The following is a 21,537-nucleotide window of genomic DNA, read 5'->3' as shown; positions in this document are numbered from 1 at the left end:
TATTCCAAAACATCCGTACTAAAAGCTACCAATTGGCCCAATCCCTCGTTCCGTAACTGACCCGTCCCTTTATCTACTCGGTGCCGCCTCACTGCGGAAAAGACAAACTCGTCTTCAAAAAGCTAAAATGTAACAATAACACCGAAATTAGTGGCGTCATACTCATACTCGCCATCAAATCCACTCCGCGATCATGCTTCGTGAGCATCCGCAGGTGAGATTAAAAATTCAATCGCGGAATTTGGGTAGGGCTCTGTTATTGCAATGTTTCAGCAATCAGTTCAGAATTAACAGATTTCATCACTGAAAAGTCGTGTTTTTTATAGAGTTGACTTTGTCAATTTATAAGTTTTACGAGGGAATCTTTCATTCTGGTTGTTTGAACCGCTAAAATCATGGTTTGTCAAGAGATTGACGCAGTGCTTATTCAAGGGTAGCATGCCGTGTTCTGATATTTGGGGAAAGAGGATGCGCGCAAAGTTGGTTGTCGGTAACTGGAAAATGAATGGCAATTTGGCTCAGAGCAGGGAGTTACTGAATGCAATTATTACGGGAACCACTGAGTTACCGGATATCGTTTGTGCGGTTTGTGCGCCATACCCTTATCTGCCAGCAGTGCAGCTCATTCTGAAAGATACTCATGTTGTTTGGGGAGCGCAGAACGTGAGCCAATTTGATTTGGGTGCCTATACGGGAGAAGTAGCGGCAGAAATGTTATTGGATTTTGCATGTCGTTATGTAATTGTTGGGCATTCCGAGAGACGGTCTTTATTTGGTGAGGATAACCATACAGTGGCCGAAAAATTTAAGAAAGCTCAGGGTGCTGGATTGATACCCATTTTATGTGTCGGTGAGACGCTGGCGCAACGCGAAATTGGTGAAACAGAACGGATAATAGAAGAGCAGCTCGATGCAGTGATTAAATTAATGAGCATTGATTCGTTAGCGCAATCAGTTATTGCGTATGAACCAGTATGGGCTATTGGTACAGGTAGAACGGCTACTCCCGTGCAAGCGCAGAGTGTGCATGCATTCATACGCAACAAGATTGCTCAGCAAAATGCAGGTGTGGCAGCTAGCGTACAGATCCTTTATGGAGGAAGTGTCAAATCCAGTAATGCAAGTGATTTGTTTGCAATGTCCGATATCGATGGGGGGTTGATAGGAGGCGCCTCATTGATTGCTAACGAATTTATTTCAATCTGTTCGGCTGCACAGCATTGATTTGTATATAGAGAGAAAATGGAAACAATAGTTTGGTCGATTCATCTGGTGGCGGCATTGGTAGTTATTATTTTAGTTCTGTTACAGCACGGAAAAGGCGCGGATATGGGGGCTGCGTTTGGCAGTGGCTCGGCGGGAAGCCTATTTGGTGCGAGTGGTTCAGCTAATTTTTTAAGTCGAACAACAGCTTTGGCAGCTGCAGTATTTTTCATCACTAGCTTATCACTGGCTTATTTTTCTGGTGGTGGAGATGAAAGTGCTAGTGTGATGAGACGTTTTGAGATGGAGTCTGTTGAAGTTCAAGATGCAAAAAAATCATCAGATGCGGCGCCTTCTTCTGAAATGCCAGAAAAAAATGATGCTACCTCTAAGGCCCGAGAAATACCCGAGTAGTTAAGCCGTTGTTTATGATTGTGTTGAATGCCAGTATTGAGCGGATTTTGTGATCTGCTTGGAAATAAGTGGCCGATGTGGTGGAATTGGTAGACACGCCGTCTTGAGGGGGCGGTGGCGAAAGCTGTGCGAGTTCGAGTCTCGCCATCGGCACCATTTCTTACTAAGAGATTGGTGGCTACGCAAATAAATCAATAACGAGAATAATGATTATGCTAGATACAATGCTTGGTAATTATTTCCCAGTTTTACTTTTTATTTTGGTTGGATTGTCAGTAGGTGTGTTATCCATGTTGGCCGGTTGGTTGTTTGCACCTAATCGACCCGATAGCGAAAAATTGTCTCCCTACGAGTGTGGTTTTGAGGCATTTGAAGATGCACGTATGAAATTTGATGTGCGCTACTATTTGATTGCGATATTGTTCATTCTATTTGATCTGGAAATTGCATTCCTTTTTCCTTGGGCGGTTGTATTAAATGAGATCGGTATGTTTGGCTTTGTTGCGATGCTGATATTTCTCGGCATACTTATTGTGGGTTTTGTTTACGAATGGAAGAAAGGCGCCTTGGAGTGGGATTGATATTATGGATGGTACAGTAGATAAAGGTTTTATAACCACTAGTCTGGATTCTGTGATTAACTGGGGGCGTACTGGGTCAATGTGGCCAATGACTTTTGGGCTTGCTTGTTGTGCGGTGGAAATGATGCAAACTGGGGCCTCACGTTATGATTTAGATCGATTCGGTATCGTTTTTCGTCCTAGCCCGCGGCAGTCAGATGTGATGATTGTGGCAGGAACATTGTGCAACAAGATGGCACCTGCATTGCGTAAGGTTTATGATCAAATGGCTGAACCACGCTGGGTAATTTCTATGGGATCCTGTGCGAATGGTGGGGGCTACTATCATTATTCATATTCCGTAGTGCGTGGATGTGATCGAATCGTGCCGGTTGATATTTATGTTCCGGGGTGTCCTCCTACTGCTGAAGCCTTGCTTTATGGAATCATCCAGCTCCAAAATAAGATCAAAAAAACGAATACTATTGCGCGCTAGGCTCTAACATGTCGATCAGTCGTTTTGAAAAACTCTCCTCATCTTTGCGGGATGCGCTTGGTGATAAGTTGGTTAGTTTAAACCAGCACTTGAAAGAAATAACTATCGTGGCGCAGTCACGCGACTTATTAGATGTAATGGAGGTGCTGCGCGATCACTCCAGCTTAAATTTTGATATGCTCATTGATTTGTGTGGCGTGGATTATTCTGCCTATACCAATAACTCTTTTGCAGGGGAGGGGCGTCAGAACAGGCGTTTTGCCGTTGTTTATCACTTACTCTCGATAAATCTCAATCATCGATTAAGGGTAAGGATATTTGTCGATGATGATGAATTTCCAATCGTGGATTCAGTGATGGGCATTTGGCCATCGGCTAATTGGTTTGAGCGTGAGGCATTTGATCTTTACGGTATCATTTTCTCGAATCATCAGGATTTGCGGAGAATTCTTACTGATTATGGTTTTATTGGTAATCCCTTTCGCAAGGATTTTCCATTATCCGGGCATGTGGAGATGCGCTATGATGTTGATCAGAAGCGAGTCATTTATCAACCCGTCACAATAGAGCCCCGTGAGATAACGCCTTATGTAATTCGTGAGAAATATTACGGTGAGGAAGATAAGGTCGATTAAACATGAAATCAAAACATATCTTTTTTAATGTCAGGATTGCTTAGGGTATGGCTGAGATACGCAATTATACCATGAATTTTGGGCCGCAACACCCTGCTGCACACGGTGTTTTGCGGTTGGTGATGGAATTAGATGGTGAAGTGATAAGGCGAGCCGATCCGCATATTGGGTTGCTGCATCGTGCCACGGAGAAATTAGCTGAAAACAAAACCTATATTCAGTCAGTACCTTATATGGATCGACTGGATTATGTTTCCATGATGGTGAATGAGCATGCATATGTAATGGCAATAGAGCGGCTATTACAAATCGAGGTTCCTTTGCGAGCTCAGTATATACGTGTCATGTTTGATGAAATAACGAGAATACTGAATCACCTGCTTTGGCTAGGAGCGCATGCGCTAGATGTGGGGGCAATGACTGTATTTCTCTATGCATTCCGTGATAGAGAAGATTTGATGGATTGCTATGAAGCTGTCTCGGGCGCCAGAATGCATGCAGCATATTACCGTCCGGGTGGGGTATATCGAGACCTGCCTGATACTATGCCTCAATACCAGCCATCACATATTCATGACGAAAAAGAAACGAAGAAAAGAAATGAGAATCGCCAGGGATCATTGCTTGATTTTATTGAGGATTTCACCAACCGTTTTCCACAATTCGTCGATGAGTATGAAACACTTCTGACAGATAATCGTATCTGGAAACAAAGATTGGTCGATATTGGTGTGGTTCCACCAGAGCGAGCTAAGGCTTTGGGTTTTACAGGGCCGATGCTGCGTGGTTCTGGAGTGGAATGGGATTTGCGTAAGAAACAGCCGTATGAAGTTTATGATCGAATTGATTTTGATATACCTGTAGGGGTCAATGGCGATTGTTATGACCGCTATTTAGTGCGTATTGAAGAATTTCGGCAATCCAATCGTATCATCAAGCAGTGTGTTGAATGGCTGCGCAACAATCCTGGGCCAGTCATTGTCGATAATCATAAAGTAGCTCCGCCTTCGCGTGTAGCCATGAAGCAAAGCATGGAAGAGATGATTCATCACTTCAAGCTTTTTACTGAAGGTATCCACGTTCCACCGGGTGAAGCCTATGCAGCGGTTGAGCATCCCAAAGGGGAGTTTGGTATCTATATTATCTCCGATGGCGCCAACAAACCCTACCGTTTAAAAATTCGTGCACCAGGGTTTGCTCATTTAGCAGCCTTGGATGAAATGTCACGTGGTCACATGATTGCCGACTTGGTTGCAATTATTGGTACACAGGATATCGTTTTTGGTGAAATAGATAGATAAATAAAAGAAATGTTAAGTACTGAATCCTTGGAAAAAATAAATCGAGAGATTGCAAAGTACCCTGCCGATCAGAAGCAATCGGCAGTCATGTCCGCACTTGCTATCGCACAGGACGAGAAAGGCTGGCTCGCTACTGAAACCATGGATTTCATTGCCAAATATTTGGGCATGCCAGCTATCGCGGTTTATGAGGTTGCGACATTTTATAATATGTACAATCTGAGGCAGGTGGGTAAGTATAAAATCACAGTTTGTACCAATCTCCCCTGTGCTTTATCGGGCGGAAATAATGCGGCAGATTATTTAAAGCAAAAGCTTGGAATTGGGTTTAATGAGACTACTGCTGATGGGCTATTCACCCTAAAGGAAGGTGAATGCATGGGGGCATGTGGAGACGCGCCTGTTTTGCTGGTTAATAACAAGCGAATGTGTAGCTTTATGTCCAATGATCAAATAGATCAATTGTTGGAGGAATTGCGCAAATGACTCAGTCTGTTCAGGTGATCCTGGCTGGCGTGGATCCTGCTGATCCTGATAACTGGAGGTTGAAAAGTTATCTCAAGCGAGATGGCTATACTGCTCTCAAGAAAATTATTGCTAACAAGATATCTCCTGAAGAGGTCATTGAGGAGGTTAAAAAATCCGCTTTGCGTGGTCGTGGGGGTGCGGGGTTTCCAACTGGTTTGAAATGGAGTTTCATGCCGCGTCAATACGAGGGGGATAAGTATCTGGTATGTAATTCAGATGAAGGCGAGCCGGGTACGTTTAAGGATCGCGATATCATGCGGTACAATCCGCATATCTTAATAGAGGGTATGTTGATTGCAGCCTACGCCATGGGTGTCAAAGCTGGATACAACTATATTCATGGTGAAATCTGGGAAACCTATGAGCGCATGGAAGAAGCTGTCGAAGAAGCACGCTCGGCAGGTTTTCTTGGAAACAATATTCTAGGTTCGGATTTTAGCTTCCAACTTTATAATCATCATGGTTATGGCGCATATATTTGCGGCGAAGAAACGGCATTACTCGAGTCGATAGAAGGAAAAAAGGGACAACCTCGCTTCAAGCCTCCCTTTCCTGCAAACTATGGTCTTTATGGTAAACCAACAACGATTAACAATACTGAGACATTTGCGTCAGTACCCTGGATCATTCGCAATGGTGGAGAGAAGTATTTACAGCTCGGAAAGCCCAATAACGGTGGCACCAAGATTTTTTCAATATCAGGTCATGTGAATAAGCCAGGAAATTATGAAGTGCCATTAGGAATTCCATTTGCGGAGTTACTGGAAATGGCTGGTGGTATGCGTGGCGGCAGGAAGCTAAAGGGGTGTATTCCAGGCGGATCATCAATGCCAGTTCTGCCTGGTGATATCATGATGAAAACAGATATGGATTATGACTCAATCGCTAAGGCTGGATCGATGCTTGGTTCTGGGGCGGTAATTATCATGGACGACACAACATGTATGGTAAGAGCACTAGAGCGCCTCTCTTATTTTTATTATGAGGAATCATGTGGTCAATGCACACCGTGTCGAGAAGGTACGGGCTGGCTGTATCGTATCATCAATCGTATAGAGCACGGGAAAGGCCGGTCAGAAGATCTGGATCTGCTCGATAACCTAGCTGACAATATTCAAGGACGCACTATTTGTGCACTAGGTGATGCTGCGGCAATGCCTGTACGCGCAATGCTGCAGCATTTTCGAGATGAGTTTGTATATCACATTGAGCATAAGAAATGTATGGTGTGATGTGTGCCAAGTCGATGTAGTTCTTTTTTATATATGATTAATCCGAGAGTTTGTAATCGATGGTCAATATCGAAATCAATGGTAAGCAAGTAACTGTGCCCAAAGGTGGCACTGTGATGGACGGTGCAAGGCAGCTTGGGATCTATATCCCTCATTTTTGTTATCACAAAAAATTGTCGATTGCTGCGAATTGCCGTATGTGCCTGGTGCAAGTAGAGAAAGCACCCAAGCCTTTACCCGCTTGCGCAACACCCGCAACAGAAGGAATGAAAGTGTTTACCCATTCTCAGCAGGCGGCAACGGCGCAAAAAGGCGTCATGGAGTTCTTGCTGATCAATCATCCATTGGACTGTCCTATTTGCGATCAAGGGGGGGAATGTCAATTACAAGATCTCGCCGTCGGCTACGGAGCCAGTGAATCGCGTTATCAGGAAGCAAAGCGGGTAGTCGTTAACAAAAATCTTGGACCGCTTATTTCAACTGATATGACTCGCTGTATTCACTGTACACGCTGTGTACGTTTTGGCCAGGAAATTGCCGGAATTATGGAATTAGGCATGGCCGGCCGTGGCGAGCATTCTGAAATTTTATCGTTTATAGGTAAAACAGTTGATTCTGAATTATCAGGCAATGTAATCGATCTTTGTCCGGTAGGCGCTCTGGTCAGTAAGCCATTTCGTTATTCGGCACGCACTTGGGAGCTATCACGTAGAAAATCGATCAGTCCCCATTGTGGTTTGGGTAGTAATTTAATCGTCCAGGTAAAACAAAATCGAGTGATGCGAGTTTTACCTCGTGAAAATGAAGAAATTAATGAATGCTGGTTATCGGATAAAGATCGTTTTTCCTACGAAGGATTAAATTCGGAAGATCGCTTGACGGCTCCCATGATCAAGCGCAATGGCCAGTGGCATTCGTGTGATTGGCAGGAAGCGCTGATATTTACTGTCGATGGCCTAAAATCGGTGATGGAAAGACACGGTGTAAACAGCATCGGCGCTTTAGGATCGGCTCATAGCACCTTGGAGGAGCTCTTTCTGTTGCAGAAATTGATGCGAGCACTGGGAAGTGGAAATATCGATCATCGTTTGCGTCAATCAGATTTCCGGGCTGACGGCAACTTGCAGGGAGCGCCCTGGTTAGGAATGAGTATCGCCGATATTCTGCAGTTAAAATCAATCCTGATTATCGGCAGTACATTGCGTAAGGATCATCCTCTTTTGGCTCATCGCTTCCGTCAAGCGGTGAAAAAAGGAGCACAGCTTAGCATTATTAATCCAATAGACGATGATCTGCTGATGAGAACTGCTCATCGTGCAATCGTAGCACCTTCTGAAATGGTAAATATGCTAGCGCAAGTTCTTAAAGTGATTGCTGAGACTAAACCTATTGAAGGGATTTCTGCGCATATCAGGCAAGCAATAGCATCAGTGAGTACCGCCAATGTGGCACGAGCAATTGCAGAAAGCATGCTCGCTAATAATCCTGCTGCGATTTTTATGGGGAATGTAGCTCAACATCACCCGCTCTACGCAGATATTCACGCATTCGCGCAGGCGATTGCAAAGGCAACCGGAGCAAACTTTGGGTTTCTGGGTGAAGCAGCCAACAGTGTAGGTGCTTATCTCGCAGGAGCAGTTCCAGGTCGAGGTGTATTAGGAACTGAGATTAAGCGCGACGAACGAAGATCTCAATACAATGCTGCGCAAATGTTTAGCGATGATTCAAATAGCGCTGTATCCTCTTGTCGCGCTTACGTGCTTATGAATCTGGAACCGGAGCTGGATACACATAATCCGCAACAGGCGATGAAAGCAATTAATAATGCAGAATTTGTTGTTTCTTTAAGTACTTTTAAAGGCAATGCTGCAAATTATGCTGATGTGGTTTTACCGATTGCTCCATTTACTGAGACTTCAGGAACTTTTGTGAGTGCAGAGGGGCGCGTGCAAAGTTTCAACGGTGTAGTTTCACCCTTGGGAGACACGCGTCCTGCGTGGAAAGTTTTACGTGTACTGGGTAATTTGTTGCAGTTGGATGGTTTTGATTATGAGACATCAGAGCAAATTCGTGCGCAAATCATTCCTGCTGAAGAAGCCATCACAAGATATCTCAATAATAATTTAAAAGAATATGAAGCCAATATATTCACACAAGAAGTAAGTGGTCTGCAACGTATTGGCGAAGTTCCCATATATCAGGCAGATCCCATTGTGCGACGTGCTGAATCATTGCAATTGACTCACGATGCGGCATCGCCAAAAGTATGGTTGCCTACTGCTCTGCTCGAACAGCTTAGCGTGAGGGAGGGTGAGGTAATTAGATTAAAACAGGGCGGTGGCGAAGTACAGCTTGAAGTGGCTGGTGACGATGGGCTTCCCTTTAACTGTGTACGAGTAGCTTGCGCGCATCCACATACTTCTACCTTGGGCGCAATGTTTGGGGAAGTTTCAGTAGAAAAATTATAAAAATACGAATGGGATTTGTTGATGGATCATACACAACAACTGTTTGAGCAGATGTTTGGTGCGGAGTGGGGCACGACGGTTTATATAGTGGCAAAGAATTTATTCTATATCTTTGCGATCGTTGTGCCATTACTCTTAGCAGTTGCCTATCTTACATTTGCCGAGCGCAAGATCATCGCTTATATGCAGATTAGAGTAGGGCCTAACCGAGTAACTTTTTTCGGAATTCCATGGTTGCGTGGTTGGGGACAACCCATCGCAGATGCGGTAAAAGCGATCATGAAAGAGATCATCATTCCCACCGGTGCGAACAAGTTTTTGTTTTTACTTGCGCCTATTCTCACGATCGCGCCTGCTTTGGCAGCATGGGCGGTGGTACCTTTTTCACCAGAGTTAGTACTTGCGGATATCAATGCCGGTTTGCTCTATATTTTAGCCATGACCTCTTTAGGCGTTTATGGTGTGATTATAGCTGGATGGGCTTCTAATTCTAAATATGCGTTTTTAGGATCAATGCGATCAGCGGCGCAGGTTGTTTCATACGAACTAGCAATGGGTTTCGCGCTGGTTTGTGTATTAATGATGTCAGAAAGTCTGAATTTAGGCGATATTGTTAAGGGGCAGCAAGGCGATAGTCTACTGAATTGGTACCTGATTCCATTATTTCCAATGTTTCTAGTCTATTTCATCTCGGGCGTGGCTGAAACGAACCGTGCTCCATTCGATGTTGCTGAGGGTGAGTCGGAAATTGTGGCTGGGTTTCATGTTGATTATTCGGGAATGGCATTTACTGTCTTTTTCTTGGCAGAATATGCCAATATGATACTGGTTGCTACGCTTACCAGTATCATGTTTCTAGGTGGTTGGCTTCCTCCAGTGAATATTGCGCCATTTACCTTAATACCCGGAGTAGTATGGTTATTATTAAAAATAGCATTTATGCTATTTTTCTTCTTATGGTTCCGTGCTACTTTCCCGCGCTACCGTTATGATCAAATTATGCGTCTTGGCTGGAAGATATTTATTCCCATCACGCTGGTGTGGATTGTTTTATTGGGTGCTTTGATGCAACTGCCAGAATCAATCAAGGCACTGTTCCCACTTAATCTATGGTTTAACTAAAGGAAGAAGTGAAATGGAACGTATTAAGCATTTTTTTAAATCCTTTCTGCTGTTTGAATTACTAAAAGGAATGAAGGTCACTGGACGCTATCTGTTTGCGCCTAAGATCACAGTACATTATCCAGAAGAAAAAACGCCCCAATCGCCGCGATTTCGTGGATTGCACGCCTTACGGCGTTATCCTAATGGTGAAGAACGTTGCATTGCTTGTAAATTATGTGAAGCAGTTTGCCCTGCATTAGCGATTACCATCGAATCGGAACAGCGTGAAGATGGGACTCGGCGCACTACTCGTTATGATATTGACATGATTAAGTGTATATTTTGTGGTTTTTGTGAGGAAGCGTGTCCAGTGGATGCAATTGTTGAAACACGCGTACTCGAATACCATGGCGAGGTACGTGGTGATCTCACTTATACGAAAGAAATGCTCCTTGCTGTTGGAGATCGCTATGAGGAGCAGATTGCTAAAGACAGAGAAGCTGACGCGCCTTACCGATAAATATATTCATTAGACACTCATGAATTTTCAGGATTTTATTTTTTATTTTTTTTCTGGAGTATTGGTGCTGTCTGCACTGGGAGTTATAACGCTTCGTAATCCAGTTTATGCTGCATTGCTGCTAGTACTCGCCTTTTTTACTTCTGCCGGAATATGGTTGCTTTTGGAAGCTGAATTTCTTGCGATTACATTGGTTCTGGTTTACGTAGGTGCAGTAATGGTTTTATTCCTTTTTGTGGTTATGATGCTGGATATTAATCTTGAGCGATTACGTGAAGGTTTCTGGAAATGGTTTCCATTTGGTGCGTTACTTGCGCTAGTCTTGGCAATAGAAATCGGTATGGTTTTGATGGGAAGGCAATTCAATTTAGATAATATGCCTATTCCTCAACCGCATGAGGCTGGTTATAGTAATACCAAAGAACTGGGGCGCTTGATATATACTGAGTATGTATACGCATTTGAATTGGCAGCAGTTATTTTATTGGTGGCGATGGTAGCTGCCATTGCGCTTACTTTACGTTATCGTACCGACAAAAAATCTCCTAACCCTTCAAAGCAGATTGCAGTTAAACGAGATGATCGAATACGAATGATTTCTATGTCTTCTGAAAATGAAGAATGAAAGCTATTACACAGATATAGAAGATATAGTTATTTTTCATATACGTTCAGTTTAAAAGGTGATTAATTGATATCGTTATCCCATTATCTCGTGCTCGGTGCAATTTTATTTGCGATAGGCGTAGTCGGCATTTTTCTCAATCGGAAAAATGTGATTATTTTATTGATGTCTATCGAATTAATGCTGTTAGCAGTCAATATAAACTTTGTTGCTTTTTCTCATTTTCTCCAAGATGTGGCGGGACAGATTTTTGTTTTCTTTATCCTTACCGTGGCGGCGGCAGAAGCAGCTATTGGGCTTGCAATATTGGTCGTGCTCTTTCGTAATTTGCGTACCATTAATGTGGACGATCTGGATGAGTTAAAAGGGTAAGAAAACTAATACTTGCCTGTTGACGGAATACAAAACTGTTTAATAACTGACAATTAATATTTTATAACATAGATGGAAAAACTTTATTTATTGGTTCCGCTGGCACCACTGCTGGGTGCGATAATTGCGGGACTATTCGGTCGTTTTATAGGGACAACCTGGAGTCATCGAACAACGATCTTATTGGTTTTCATATCTCTAATCACTTCTTTGGTTATTTTTGTCGATGTTTTCCAGGGAAATATCTATAACGGTACTGTATATACCTGGATGGCTCTGGGCGAAACCCACTTCGAGGTTGGTTTCTTGATCGATCCACTTTCAGCGACCATGATGGTGGTGGTGAATTTAGTATCGTTAATGGTTCATATTTATACTATCGGCTATATGCATGGTGATCCTGGTTATCAGCGATTTTTTAGCTATATTTCGCTGTTTACTTTTTCCATGTTGATGCTGGTCATGTCCAATAATTTCTTACAGCTATTCTTCGGCTGGGAAGCAGTAGGGCTTGTTTCTTACTTACTTATTGGTTTTTGGTATACCCGACCAACAGCAATTTATGCCAACATGAAAGCTTTTTTAGTCAACCGAGTGGGTGATTTCGGGTTTTTATTGGGCATTGGACTAGTTCTTGCGTATTTTGGGACACTAGATTATGAAATCGTTTTTGCCCATGCGGATTATATGGCTTCGCACACTATTGAGATCATACCGGGACAATCCTGGATGTTGTTGACAGTCATATGTCTTTTATTATTCGTTGGCGCTATGGGAAAATCTGCTCAGTTTCCTTTACATGTGTGGTTGCCTGATTCAATGGAAGGCCCTACACCGATATCTGCTTTAATCCATGCCGCCACAATGGTAACTGCCGGTATCTTTATGGTTGCTCGTATGTCGCCTTTGTTTGAATTATCTGAAACGGTACTTTCAACGATCTTGGTAATAGGGGGTATTACTACCTTATTTATGGCGTTGGTTGCCGTGGTGCAAAATGACATTAAACGAGTTGTTGCTTTTTCCACATTATCACAGCTTGGCTATATGACTGTAGCATTAGGTGCATCGGCTTATTCTATCGCTATTTTCCACCTCATGACGCATGCTTTTTTTAAGGCAGTATTATTTCTTGGAGCTGGCTCAGTGATCATAGCCATGCATCATGAGCAAGATATGCGTAAAATGGGTGGATTAAAAAAATACATGCCGATTACATATTGGACGATGTTTATTGCTGCGTTGGCAAGCGCGGGCGTACCTGGTTTTTCAGGTTTTTTCTCTAAAGATGCGATTATTGAAGCAGCCAAATTTACTGATATTCCAGGCAGTGGATTCGCTTATTTTTGTGTATTAGCCACAGTGTTTGTTACCGCGCTGTATACATTCCGATTAATGTTCATGACGTTTCATGGTGAGGCACGGATGGATGATCATACGCGAGACCACTTACATGAATCGCCATGGGTTGTGACGGTGCCACTCATCATACTTGCAGTCCCTACAATTGCTGCTGGCTGGATGATCGGAACGATGGTGTTTGGTGATTATTTTGGTGGAGCTATTCAGATACATCCGGAACATGGAGCAATTGCAAACTTAGAAGCGGAATTTACAGGTGTCGTAGGCATGATGTTGCATGCGTTCTCAACAGTGCCTTTCTGGCTTTCGTTAGGTGGAATCTTCACTGCTTGGTATTTATATTTATATAAAACTGAATTACCTGGGAAAATCAAGAAATTATCAGGCCCTATCTACATCCTGCTTGACCGCAAATATTATATTGATGAGTTTTATTCATGGGCATTTGCAGGGGGTACTAGGATGTTAGGTACTGCCTTGTGGAAAATTGGTGATGTCAAAATCATTGATGGTATTTTTGTCAATGGCACTGCTAGTGCTGTTGCCTGGATAGCGGCAGTAGCGCGAAAATTTCAATCTGGTTACATTTATCATTATGCCTTTACCATGATTGTAGGTATTTTTATTTTAATGAGCTTGTGGCTTTTCTATTTCTGAGAAGAATTGATTGAGAAAAGAATATAAAGTACCAGATGGTAGGCCTTCATGGTGCTCTAAAAAAACAAAAACGCATTTACATGTAAACGAATTGGAATAATCATGTTGTTTGGATTCCCGCTATTAAGTTTAGTTATCTGGTTGCCTATTTTCTTTGGTTTAATCGTTCTGGCAATTGGCAATGATCGTAATTCATTATTGCCACGCTGGCTCTCACTGATTGGATCAATAATCGGATTGATGGTGGCTCTTCCACTTTATGCACGCTTTGATCCTACTTTAAGTACGATGCAATTTGTCGAGCAATATATTTGGTTTGAACGATTGAATGTTCACTATCATGTAGGTATTGATGGTATATCCATGCCATTGATTCTACTGAATTGCTTTGTTACGCCATTAATCGTAATAGCCGGATGGGAAGTCATACGTGAACGCGTCTCCCAGTACTTAGGCGCATTCCTGATCATGTCAGGTATTGTTAATGGTGTATTCGCTTCATTGGATGCTGTACTTTTCTATACTTTCTGGGAAGCTTCACTGATTCCCATGTTCATCATCATCGGTGTCTGGGGTGGTCCAAATAGAGTGTATGCTGCAATCAAATTCTTTTTATACACACTACTTGGCTCACTTTTGATGTTGATTGCCCTGATTTACCTATATCACGTCTCCGATGGCAGTTTCTCAATACTAGAGTATCATCAACTGCCACTTCCGATGACGCCACAAATACTTATATTTGTTGCCTTCTTGCTAGCATTTGCGGTTAAGGTGCCGATGTGGCCAGTACATACTTGGTTGCCGGACGCGCACGTTGAAGCGCCTACGGGTGGTTCAGTCGTCTTGGCTGCGATATTGTTGAAACTAGGTGGTTATGGTTTCTTGAGATTTTCTTTACCGATTGCGCCTGATGCAAGCCTGTATCTTGCCGATTTGATGATTCTGCTGTCTTTGGTTGCAGTTGTATATATTGGTTTGGTGGCTTTGATGCAACAAGATATGAAAAAGCTTATAGCTTATTCATCGGTATCTCATATGGGATTTGTAACACTTGGTTTTTTTCTGTTCAATTCTCTCGGAATAGAAGGTGCCATGGTACAGATGATTTCACATGGATTTATTTCCGGCGCGATGTTTTTATGCGTGGGCGTACTGTACGATAGATTGCATTCGCGCCAGATTGCTGATTATGGTGGTGTAGTTAATAAAATGCCTGTTTTTGCTGCCTTGTTCATGCTGTTTGCCATGGCTAATGCTGGTTTGCCAGGCACTAGTGGCTTCGTAGGAGAGTTCATGGTCATTATGGGCACTATTGAAGTTAGCTTCTGGTATGCATTCTTTGCTGCAATGACACTTATTTTGGGAGCATCTTATACACTATGGATGTATAAGCGTGTCATATTTGGTGCTGTAGCAAATTCCAATGTAGAAGGATTAGAAGATATTTCCAAACGTGAATTTATGTTGCTGGCAATTCTCGCATTTGCGGTGTTATGGCTGGGGGTTTATCCGTTTTCCTTGACTGAGATAATGCATGCTACCGTTGATAATTTGCTGCTACATATGACACATAGCAAGCTATAACAAACTTTTTAATAATATATTAGATTAACTCCCCAGAAACTGAGGACAATTAATGGATTTTCTGCAGCCTGATTTTACTCCTGCTTACCCAGAGATATTTTTACTGGTAATGGTCTGTGTAGTTATGCTTGTTGATTTGATTGTGGGGGAGAAGAGACGTTATTTTGCCTTTTTTCTGGCACAATCCGCGTTGATCGGTTGTGCGGTACTCACATTTACTACTTTCTCGCCAGATATTAGACATACCTTCTCGGGTATGTTTGTTGATGATGCGATGTCGGATATACTCAAATTGATGGTTTATGCAACTGTAGCTGCCGTGCTGATCTATTCACGTACTTATATCGGTGTACGAGGCATGTTCAAAGGTGAATTTTTTAGCCTTGCCTTATTTGCAACACTCGGCATGATGGTCATGATTTCAGCCAGTCATTTTATGACTCTCTATTTGGGATTAGAGCTGCTATCACTTTCTCTTTACGCAATGGTGGCTTTGCAGCGGGAATCAACGGTCGCTACCGAAGCTGCTATGAAATTCTTTGTGTTGGGTGCGCTGGCTTCTGGTTTTCTGCTTTATGGCATGTCCATGGTTTATGGCGCTACAGGAACCTTGCATACTGCGCAGCTATCCGAGATTATTCAATCAGGCATGATTGATCATGCAGTATTGGTAGTAGGCTTAGTATTTATCGTCGCAGGAATCAGCTTTAAACTAAGTGCAGCTCCTTTTCATATGTGGGCGCCAGATGTTTATCAGGGTGCGCCTACCGCGGTGACACTTTTTGTGGGTTCTGCTCCAAAATTGGCAGCATTTGGATTCGTTATGCGATTGTTGGTAGATGGACTGGGTGAGATGGTTGCTGATTGGCAAGGCATGCTAGTCATCCTATCAGTAGCGTCTATGGCTATTGGTAATGTAGTGGCTATCGTGCAATCCAATATTAAACGTATGTTGGCCTATTCGACCATATCGCATATGGGCTTTGTGTTGCTCGGCTTTATTGCGGCTGGAGAAGATGGTTATAGCTCATCGCTATTTTATATTGCCGCTTATGTGTTAATGACACTAGGCGCTTTTGGCATCATCATGATACTTGCACGAGAAGGCTTTGAGTCTGAGAATATTAGTGATTTCAAAGGACTGAATCAACGTAATCCTTGGCTTGCGCTGATCATGATGTTCTTGATGCTTTCCATGGCAGGTATTCCGCCGATGATTGGCTTTTATGCGAAATTATCCGTACTGCAAGCTGTATTAAGTGCCGGCTATATATGGTTGACTGTCGTGGCTGTAATGCTTTCGTTAATTGGCGCATTTTATTATTTACGTATCATTAAGTTTATGTATTTCGATGCTCCTGAAAGCGATATGCCCATTTTGCCTGGAATGGATATCAAAGTCCTGATCAGCATTAATGGCTTGGCAGTGATCATGTTGGGTATTTTTCCTCAAACGCTCATGGGGCTCAGCCTTTACGCCATACGGCAGTCGATGTAGATTGTTGCTGAAACTCTGGCATGATTTGAAGTAGCAACGGTACTCCAAGGTTAACCTCTTCAATTTCAATTTCTCGTTTCCTGAGATGAAAGGTTAACTAAAACTAGTAGATTGAGTGAGAAGATGAGAAAGGAAAGTACTTCGCCACAAATGCGGCAAAGTACTTTAATTGCTAAAATTCTATTTGCTAGAGATTTCTTTCTTTTTACGGTATGGAATAGCTGATTCGATAAATGGCTCCAGCTTGATCGTCAGAAACTAATAGTGCACCATCGGGCATCACGAGCACATCCACAGGTCTACCCCAGGCGTTACCATTTTCTAACCAGCCATCCGCAAATACTTCTTTTTTAATTACCTTATTATTTTCAATGTGTACACGTTTCAGCTGATAACCACTATGTGTTCGCTGATTCGATGAACCATGTTCAGCAATGATTATTTGGTTTTTGTATTCCAGTGGAAACATGTTACCCGTATAAAATCGCATTCCCAACGGAGTGGCGTGTGCATCTAATTCAATGACGGGTGGGACTGATCGATCACAACCGCGCTTTGCTCCAAATTTAGGATCAAGGATACTGCTGGCATGACAATAGGGAAAACCAAAATGCATGCCCTTATGGGGCGCATGATTAAGCTCATCGGGTGGCATATTATCGCTCATCCAATCCCGGCCTATATCCGTAAACCACAACTCTTTTGTTTCAGGATGCCAGTCGAATCCAACGGAATTGCGTACGCCCTGGGCATAGATTTCATAATTCGTTCCATCAGGCTTGATACGGGAAATGAGTGCATAATGTGATTGGTCCGCTTCACAAGCATCACAAGGAGCGCCTACGGAAACGTAGAGTAAATCGTCAGGACCAAAGGCAATAAACCGCCATCCATGAAAGGTTTCCCTCGGGTAACTATCGATCACAACTTGAGGTTGAGGTGGTTGATCAAGATTTTCTTCGATATGGCCATAATGAAGAATACGGTTTACTGCTGAAACATACAAAGAGCCGTGATGGAATGCTACACCCGAAGGTAGTTTAAGCTTGCTGGCGATGACTCTAACGTGTCGTTTTCCATTATGATCCGTGATAGCATAAACATTGCCAGCAGAATTGGAACCAGCGAATACGGTTCCTTTATCACCCAATGTTAAAGTGCGTACGTCAGGTACTCTCGCCCATAAGCTGATGGAAAAACCAGGCGGCAATTTGATTTTTTCAAGGGGTAAATCCTCGTCTTGTACAGCGGCTTGTGTTCCATTACAAAAAACAAGAAGAAATAGAGTGAAGAATAGCAATAATTTCATAACTTAAGTTATTACGATAGTTTTTATCTATAAGTGGTTTATATAGATCATGGAAAAAAATTTAAGGAATTATTAATGACTATGCACTTTTATCTGAGTGACTTGAAATTTATTAATTCATCCCCACAATGTTACCGCATTTTTTAAGGAGAAAACTATGCAGGCTGCAATAAACAAAGAACATATGAGTTTTCAGGCTGAAGCTAAACAGCTTCTAAAACTAATGATCCATTCCTTATACAGCAATAAGGAAATATTTTTACGTGAGTTGATTTCTAATGCCTCAGATGCCGCTGACAAGCTACGCTTCGAAGGGCTAACAGATGCTGCTTTGTATGAAAACGATACAGAATTGAAAATTCGTATTAGCTATGACAAGGAGGCGCGCACGATTACTATTTCTGATAATGGTATTGGCATGTCTAGGCAGGAAGTCATCGATAACATTGGTACGATTGCCAAATCAGGAACCCGTGAATTTTTTAATGCATTAACTGGCGATCAAGCCAAAGATGCACATTTGATCGGGCAGTTTGGAGTGGGTTTCTATTCTGCGTTCATCGTAGCAGATAAAGTGACACTGATTACACGGCGTGCTGGCTTGACATCTGAGCATGGAGTTTGCTGGGAATCGACTGGTGAGGGAGATTACACGCTGGAAACAGTAGAGAAGAAAGATCGTGGTACTCAAATTATTCTGCATTTACGAGAAAATGAAGATGAGTTGTCGAGCGGTTCTCGATTGAAATCGATCATTCGCCGATATTCTGACCATATCACTTTACCGATTGTGATGAAAAAGGAGGAATGGTCGCAAGAAAGCAATGAATATAAGATTACCGATGAAGATGAAACCATCAATCAGGCAAGTGCGCTATGGGCGCGTTCTAAAAGTGAAATTACGCAAGAACAGTATGAAGAATTTTACAAACATGTAGCCCACGATTTTGAGCCACCGCTGGCCTATGTTCATTCAAAGGTAGAAGGAAAGCAGGAATACACGCAGTTACTTTACATTCCCTCGCGTGCGCCATTTGATTTATATGATCGCGAACGCCGTCATGGCATCAAATTGTATGTTAAGCGCGTTTTCATCATGGATGATGCGGAAAAATTACTCCCCAATTATCTGCGTTTTGTTCGTGGGGTCATCGATTCGAATGATTTGCCGCTGAATGTTTCGCGTGAAATCCTGCAGGAATCAAAGGATATTGACAATATCCGGGCGGGATCAGTGAAAAAAATCCTAGGGTTGATCGAAGATCTGGCCAGCAGCGATAAAGAAGAAGATCGTGAGAAATTCAAGACATTCTGGAAGGAATTCGGACAGGTATTGAAGGAGGGGGTTGGCGAAGATTATACCAATCGTGAGCGTATCGCCAAGCTGCTTCATTTCGTTTCGACGCATAGTGAAACTGACGAGCAAACAGTATCCTTTGATGATTATATCGCTCGTATGAAAGAAGGGCAGGAAAAAATTTATTACGTAACTGCCGATAGCCTGAAAGCAGCGAGAAGCAGTCCCCATCTGGAGATATTCCGCAAAAAAGGGATTGAGGTCCTGCTGCTGTCTGAACGTGTGGATGAATGGCTAGTAACCAATTTGTCAGAATTTGCAGGTAAGGCACTTCAATCGGTTGCAAAAGGTAGCCTCGATCTCGGCAAACTAGAAGACGAAGCAGAAAAAAAAGAACAAGATAAAGAAGTAGATGAGTACAAGGAGCTCATCACGAAAATGAAAGAGGTGTTGGGTGAACGCATCAAGGATGTACGGATTACCTTCCGTTTGACCGAATCTCCTGCATGTTTAGTGGTGGATACTTATGACATGAGCGGTAATCTGGAACGGTTGCTTAAATCTGCGGGGCAGAAGGTGCCCAATACCAAACCCATTTTAGAAATCAATCCATACCATCCGATGGTACAGCGCCTAAAATACGAAGAAGCAAAATTTTCAGATTGGAGCAATATTCTCTTTGATCAGGCATTGCTTGCTGAGGGTGGGCAACTCGAGGATCCAGCAGCTTTTGTCAAAAGACTGAATGATTTGCTCTTGCAGAACATACTGAATGGAAAATAACGAAAGAGATACAGAGCGGATGGTCGGAGGACATGATTCTGTTGTTAGTCCTCCACTGGCTATCAGAGGTTTGGGCGTGTGAGTTGAAGTGGAGGAACGAATGAGTAGTAAGTCAAAGGTAAGCTCGGAATCTAGGTTAACCAAGGATTACCAGGCAAGATTGGTCACTCCTTTTGCTGTATTGGGTATACGTACGGAAGAAGATTGGCTAACCGATATCGATTATCTGCCGTTGGATATTCCTCCACTTGCGCCGACCAACCTACTCGCAGAAGAGGTTTGCCGGCAATTGCTAGCCTATCTGGATGACCCTGCGTTTGTTTTTGATCTATCGCTTCATATCGGTGGTACATCGCATCAACAGCGGGTATGGCAAGCTATTCAGCAAATTCCTAGCGGATCGACGCGCAGCTATGCGGATATTGCTCACCAACTCCATTCAGCACCACGCGCAGTGGGTCAGGCGTGCGGTGCCAACCGACTTCCCATTATCGTTCCTTGTCATCGTGTCATCGCCAAGAACGGTGGCCTAGGGGGGTTCATGCATGCGAGTGATGGCATGCCGCTCAATATCAAACGCTGGCTGCTCAAGCATGAATGTACATGAATCCATCCGACATCAATGCGAAATTATTGGATGAGTTCACCGATACGCTGTGGCTCGAAGACGGATTATCTCGTAACACGCTGGCAAGTTATCGCAATGACTTGTGGCAACTGGGTGAATGGTTAGCTAAGCAAAGCCAAGGTGCAAGATCGCTAATAGAAGCAACCCATGCTGATTTGTTGGCATTCCTTGCCAACAGGGTTTCTTCCTTGGCCAAGGCCAGTACGACGAGTCGCGAATTATCAAGTATGAAACGATTTTATCGTTTCTTGTTGCGCCAGGGGAAGATCCGGCTTGATCCCAGCCTCAATATCGATAGCCCCAAACTGCCACGTTATCTGCCCGAGAGCTTAACTGAAACAGAAGTCGAGGCATTGCTCAGTGCGCCAGATATTGTCCAACCATTGGGCTTGCGAGACCGCGCAATGCTGGAGATGCTTTATGCAACGGGACTGCGAGTATCAGAGCTCGTCAGCCTCAAGGTAACTCAAATCAGCTCGGATATGGGCGTAGTGCGTGTGATGGGTAAAGGAAGTAAAGAACGCCTGGTCCCTCTCGGAGAAGAAGCGCTTTATTGGATCAATGATTATGTCAAGAAGGCTCGTCCTGCTCTACTGGGTAACAAAGCGACAGATAAATTATTCGTGACCGCCCGCAGCGATTCCATGACACGCCAGACGTTCTGGTATCTCATCAAACGCCATGCACAACAGGCCGGTATCATCAGATCGTTATCACCCCATACCTTGCGCCATGCCTTTGCAACCCATCTTCTCAATCACGGTGCCGATCTGCGAGTCGTGCAGCTCTTGCTGGGGCATGCGGATATTTCTACTACGCAGATTTATACCCACGTCGCACGGGAAAGGCTAAAGCAACTGCACGCTAAACATCATCCTCGAGGCTAGTCAGTTTAGAGGGCGCGCAACCAGCGATAACGTATTGTATCAGCAACTTGTGTAATATCATGCAAAGTCAC

At 43.3% G+C, this 21,537-nt stretch carries 20 protein-coding genes and 1 tRNA gene; 20 read left to right on the top strand and 1 reads right to left on the bottom strand.

Annotated features, from left to right (window positions below):
• Nucleotides 1-468: 468 nt before the first annotated feature.
• The 17 genes from tpiA (at nt 469) to nuoN (ending at nt 16,562) form a co-directional block, all read left to right on the top strand.
• Entirely contained in the window at nt 469-1,224 is a 756-nt protein-coding gene (tpiA, locus tag BLP80_RS09310; protein ID WP_090542575.1) for a triose-phosphate isomerase, read from the top strand.
• A gap of 18 nt (nt 1,225-1,242) precedes the next feature.
• Nucleotides 1,243-1,617 (top strand): preprotein translocase subunit SecG, encoded by a 375-nt coding sequence (secG, locus tag BLP80_RS09305; RefSeq protein ID WP_090542573.1) that lies wholly within the window; start codon nt 1,243-1,245, stop codon nt 1,615-1,617.
• A gap of 71 nt (nt 1,618-1,688) precedes the next feature.
• Nucleotides 1,689-1,773, top strand: a tRNA-Leu gene (locus BLP80_RS09300).
• Between the two features lie 68 nt (nt 1,774-1,841).
• Nucleotides 1,842-2,198, top strand: coding sequence for an NADH-quinone oxidoreductase subunit A (locus BLP80_RS09295; RefSeq protein WP_090542579.1), 357 nt, complete (start codon nt 1,842-1,844; stop codon nt 2,196-2,198).
• A gap of 4 nt (nt 2,199-2,202) precedes the next feature.
• Entirely contained in the window at nt 2,203-2,673 is a 471-nt protein-coding gene (locus BLP80_RS09290; protein ID WP_090542571.1) for a NuoB/complex I 20 kDa subunit family protein, read from the top strand.
• An 8-nt stretch (nt 2,674-2,681) separates the two neighbouring features.
• A complete protein-coding gene (locus BLP80_RS09285) occupies nt 2,682-3,308 on the top strand; it encodes an NADH-quinone oxidoreductase subunit C (protein ID WP_090542569.1) in 627 nt (208 codons plus the stop codon).
• Between the two features lie 47 nt (nt 3,309-3,355).
• Nucleotides 3,356-4,609 carry an NADH-quinone oxidoreductase subunit D gene (locus tag BLP80_RS09280; RefSeq protein ID WP_090542567.1) on the top strand — a complete coding sequence of 418 codons (1,254 nt, stop codon included), beginning with the start codon at nt 3,356-3,358 and terminating at the stop codon, nt 4,607-4,609.
• A 9-nt stretch (nt 4,610-4,618) separates the two neighbouring features.
• Nucleotides 4,619-5,095: an NADH-quinone oxidoreductase subunit NuoE gene (nuoE, locus tag BLP80_RS09275; RefSeq protein ID WP_090542565.1), complete on the top strand. Its 477-nt coding sequence runs from the start codon at nt 4,619-4,621 to the stop codon at nt 5,093-5,095.
• Nucleotides 5,092-6,369: an NADH-quinone oxidoreductase subunit NuoF gene (gene nuoF / locus BLP80_RS09270; RefSeq protein WP_090542563.1), complete on the top strand. Its 1,278-nt coding sequence runs from the start codon at nt 5,092-5,094 to the stop codon at nt 6,367-6,369. The genes nuoE and nuoF overlap by 4 nt, the downstream gene beginning before the upstream one ends.
• A gap of 59 nt (nt 6,370-6,428) precedes the next feature.
• A complete protein-coding gene (nuoG, locus tag BLP80_RS09265) occupies nt 6,429-8,837 on the top strand; it encodes an NADH-quinone oxidoreductase subunit NuoG (protein WP_090542561.1) in 2,409 nt (802 codons plus the stop codon).
• Between the two features lie 21 nt (nt 8,838-8,858).
• Complete coding sequence (gene nuoH / locus BLP80_RS09260; RefSeq protein WP_090542559.1) at nt 8,859-9,959, top strand: NADH-quinone oxidoreductase subunit NuoH; 1,101 nt, start codon at nt 8,859-8,861, stop codon at nt 9,957-9,959.
• Nucleotides 9,960-9,972: 13 nt separating this feature from the next.
• Nucleotides 9,973-10,461 carry an NADH-quinone oxidoreductase subunit NuoI gene (gene nuoI / locus BLP80_RS09255; RefSeq protein ID WP_090542557.1) on the top strand — a complete coding sequence of 163 codons (489 nt, stop codon included), beginning with the start codon at nt 9,973-9,975 and terminating at the stop codon, nt 10,459-10,461.
• A 19-nt stretch (nt 10,462-10,480) separates the two neighbouring features.
• Nucleotides 10,481-11,086: an NADH-quinone oxidoreductase subunit J gene (locus BLP80_RS09250; RefSeq protein ID WP_090542555.1), complete on the top strand. Its 606-nt coding sequence runs from the start codon at nt 10,481-10,483 to the stop codon at nt 11,084-11,086.
• 66 nt (nt 11,087-11,152) lie between these two features.
• Nucleotides 11,153-11,458, top strand: coding sequence for an NADH-quinone oxidoreductase subunit NuoK (gene nuoK, locus BLP80_RS09245; protein WP_090542553.1), 306 nt, complete (start codon nt 11,153-11,155; stop codon nt 11,456-11,458).
• 72 nt (nt 11,459-11,530) lie between these two features.
• The gene (nuoL, locus tag BLP80_RS09240; protein WP_090542551.1) at nt 11,531-13,477 is read left to right on the top strand and encodes an NADH-quinone oxidoreductase subunit L; all 1,947 of its coding nucleotides are present in this window, start codon (nt 11,531-11,533) and stop codon (nt 13,475-13,477) included.
• A 102-nt stretch (nt 13,478-13,579) separates the two neighbouring features.
• Nucleotides 13,580-15,064 (top strand): NADH-quinone oxidoreductase subunit M, encoded by a 1,485-nt coding sequence (locus tag BLP80_RS09235; protein ID WP_090542549.1) that lies wholly within the window; start codon nt 13,580-13,582, stop codon nt 15,062-15,064.
• A 52-nt stretch (nt 15,065-15,116) separates the two neighbouring features.
• Nucleotides 15,117-16,562: an NADH-quinone oxidoreductase subunit NuoN gene (gene nuoN / locus BLP80_RS09230; RefSeq protein ID WP_090542547.1), complete on the top strand. Its 1,446-nt coding sequence runs from the start codon at nt 15,117-15,119 to the stop codon at nt 16,560-16,562.
• 205 nt (nt 16,563-16,767) lie between these two features.
• Here nuoN and BLP80_RS09225 read toward each other — a convergent pair whose 3' ends face one another.
• The gene (locus BLP80_RS09225) at nt 16,768-17,871 is read right to left on the bottom strand and encodes a PQQ-dependent sugar dehydrogenase (RefSeq protein WP_090542545.1); all 1,104 of its coding nucleotides are present in this window, start codon (nt 17,869-17,871) and stop codon (nt 16,768-16,770) included.
• 157 nt (nt 17,872-18,028) lie between these two features.
• Here BLP80_RS09225 and htpG point away from each other — a divergent pair, with 157 nt between their 5' ends.
• The 3 genes from htpG (at nt 18,029) to xerD (ending at nt 21,466) form a co-directional block, all read left to right on the top strand.
• Nucleotides 18,029-19,951, top strand: coding sequence for a molecular chaperone HtpG (htpG, locus tag BLP80_RS09220; RefSeq protein ID WP_090542543.1), 1,923 nt, complete (start codon nt 18,029-18,031; stop codon nt 19,949-19,951).
• Nucleotides 19,952-20,051: 100 nt separating this feature from the next.
• The gene (locus BLP80_RS09215; protein WP_090542541.1) at nt 20,052-20,558 is read left to right on the top strand and encodes a methylated-DNA--[protein]-cysteine S-methyltransferase; all 507 of its coding nucleotides are present in this window, start codon (nt 20,052-20,054) and stop codon (nt 20,556-20,558) included.
• Nucleotides 20,555-21,466, top strand: a complete 912-nt coding sequence (xerD, locus tag BLP80_RS09210; protein ID WP_090542539.1) for a site-specific tyrosine recombinase XerD — start codon at nt 20,555-20,557, stop codon at nt 21,464-21,466. Before BLP80_RS09215 ends, xerD begins: the two co-directional genes overlap by 4 nt.
• Nucleotides 21,467-21,537 lie beyond the last annotated feature (71 nt).

This window comes from Nitrosomonas sp. Nm132 (assembly GCF_900100485.1).
Taxonomy (GTDB): domain Bacteria; phylum Pseudomonadota; class Gammaproteobacteria; order Burkholderiales; family Nitrosomonadaceae; genus Nitrosomonas.
This window is presented reverse-complemented; position numbering and strand designations above follow the sequence as displayed.

Bases quoted from the DNA above. Each gene is read 5' to 3' on its own strand.
- xerD (WP_090542539.1), top strand. From the start codon at position 20,555: ATGAATCCATCCGACATCAATGCGAAATTATTGGATGAGTTCACCGAT.
- nuoI (WP_090542557.1), top strand. From the start codon at position 9,973: ATGGAACGTATTAAGCATTTTTTTAAATCCTTTCTGCTGTTTGAATTA.
- BLP80_RS09250 (WP_090542555.1), top strand. From the start codon at position 10,481: ATGAATTTTCAGGATTTTATTTTTTATTTTTTTTCTGGAGTATTGGTG.
- BLP80_RS09295 (WP_090542579.1), top strand. From the start codon at position 1,842: ATGCTTGGTAATTATTTCCCAGTTTTACTTTTTATTTTGGTTGGATTG.
- nuoH (WP_090542559.1), top strand. From the start codon at position 8,859: ATGGATCATACACAACAACTGTTTGAGCAGATGTTTGGTGCGGAGTGG.
- BLP80_RS09280 (WP_090542567.1), top strand. From the start codon at position 3,356: ATGGCTGAGATACGCAATTATACCATGAATTTTGGGCCGCAACACCCT.
- nuoG (WP_090542561.1), top strand. From the start codon at position 6,429: ATGGTCAATATCGAAATCAATGGTAAGCAAGTAACTGTGCCCAAAGGT.
- nuoN (WP_090542547.1), top strand. From the start codon at position 15,117: ATGGATTTTCTGCAGCCTGATTTTACTCCTGCTTACCCAGAGATATTT.
- BLP80_RS09235 (WP_090542549.1), top strand. From the start codon at position 13,580: ATGTTGTTTGGATTCCCGCTATTAAGTTTAGTTATCTGGTTGCCTATT.
- BLP80_RS09215 (WP_090542541.1), top strand. From the start codon at position 20,052: ATGAGTAGTAAGTCAAAGGTAAGCTCGGAATCTAGGTTAACCAAGGAT.
- nuoF (WP_090542563.1), top strand. From the start codon at position 5,092: ATGACTCAGTCTGTTCAGGTGATCCTGGCTGGCGTGGATCCTGCTGAT.
- nuoE (WP_090542565.1), top strand. From the start codon at position 4,619: ATGTTAAGTACTGAATCCTTGGAAAAAATAAATCGAGAGATTGCAAAG.
- BLP80_RS09285 (WP_090542569.1), top strand. From the start codon at position 2,682: ATGTCGATCAGTCGTTTTGAAAAACTCTCCTCATCTTTGCGGGATGCG.
- tpiA (WP_090542575.1), top strand. From the start codon at position 469: ATGCGCGCAAAGTTGGTTGTCGGTAACTGGAAAATGAATGGCAATTTG.
- BLP80_RS09290 (WP_090542571.1), top strand. From the start codon at position 2,203: ATGGATGGTACAGTAGATAAAGGTTTTATAACCACTAGTCTGGATTCT.
- htpG (WP_090542543.1), top strand. From the start codon at position 18,029: ATGCAGGCTGCAATAAACAAAGAACATATGAGTTTTCAGGCTGAAGCT.
- BLP80_RS09225 (WP_090542545.1), bottom strand. From the start codon at position 17,871: ATGAAATTATTGCTATTCTTCACTCTATTTCTTCTTGTTTTTTGTAAT.
- secG (WP_090542573.1), top strand. From the start codon at position 1,243: ATGGAAACAATAGTTTGGTCGATTCATCTGGTGGCGGCATTGGTAGTT.
- nuoL (WP_090542551.1), top strand. From the start codon at position 11,531: ATGGAAAAACTTTATTTATTGGTTCCGCTGGCACCACTGCTGGGTGCG.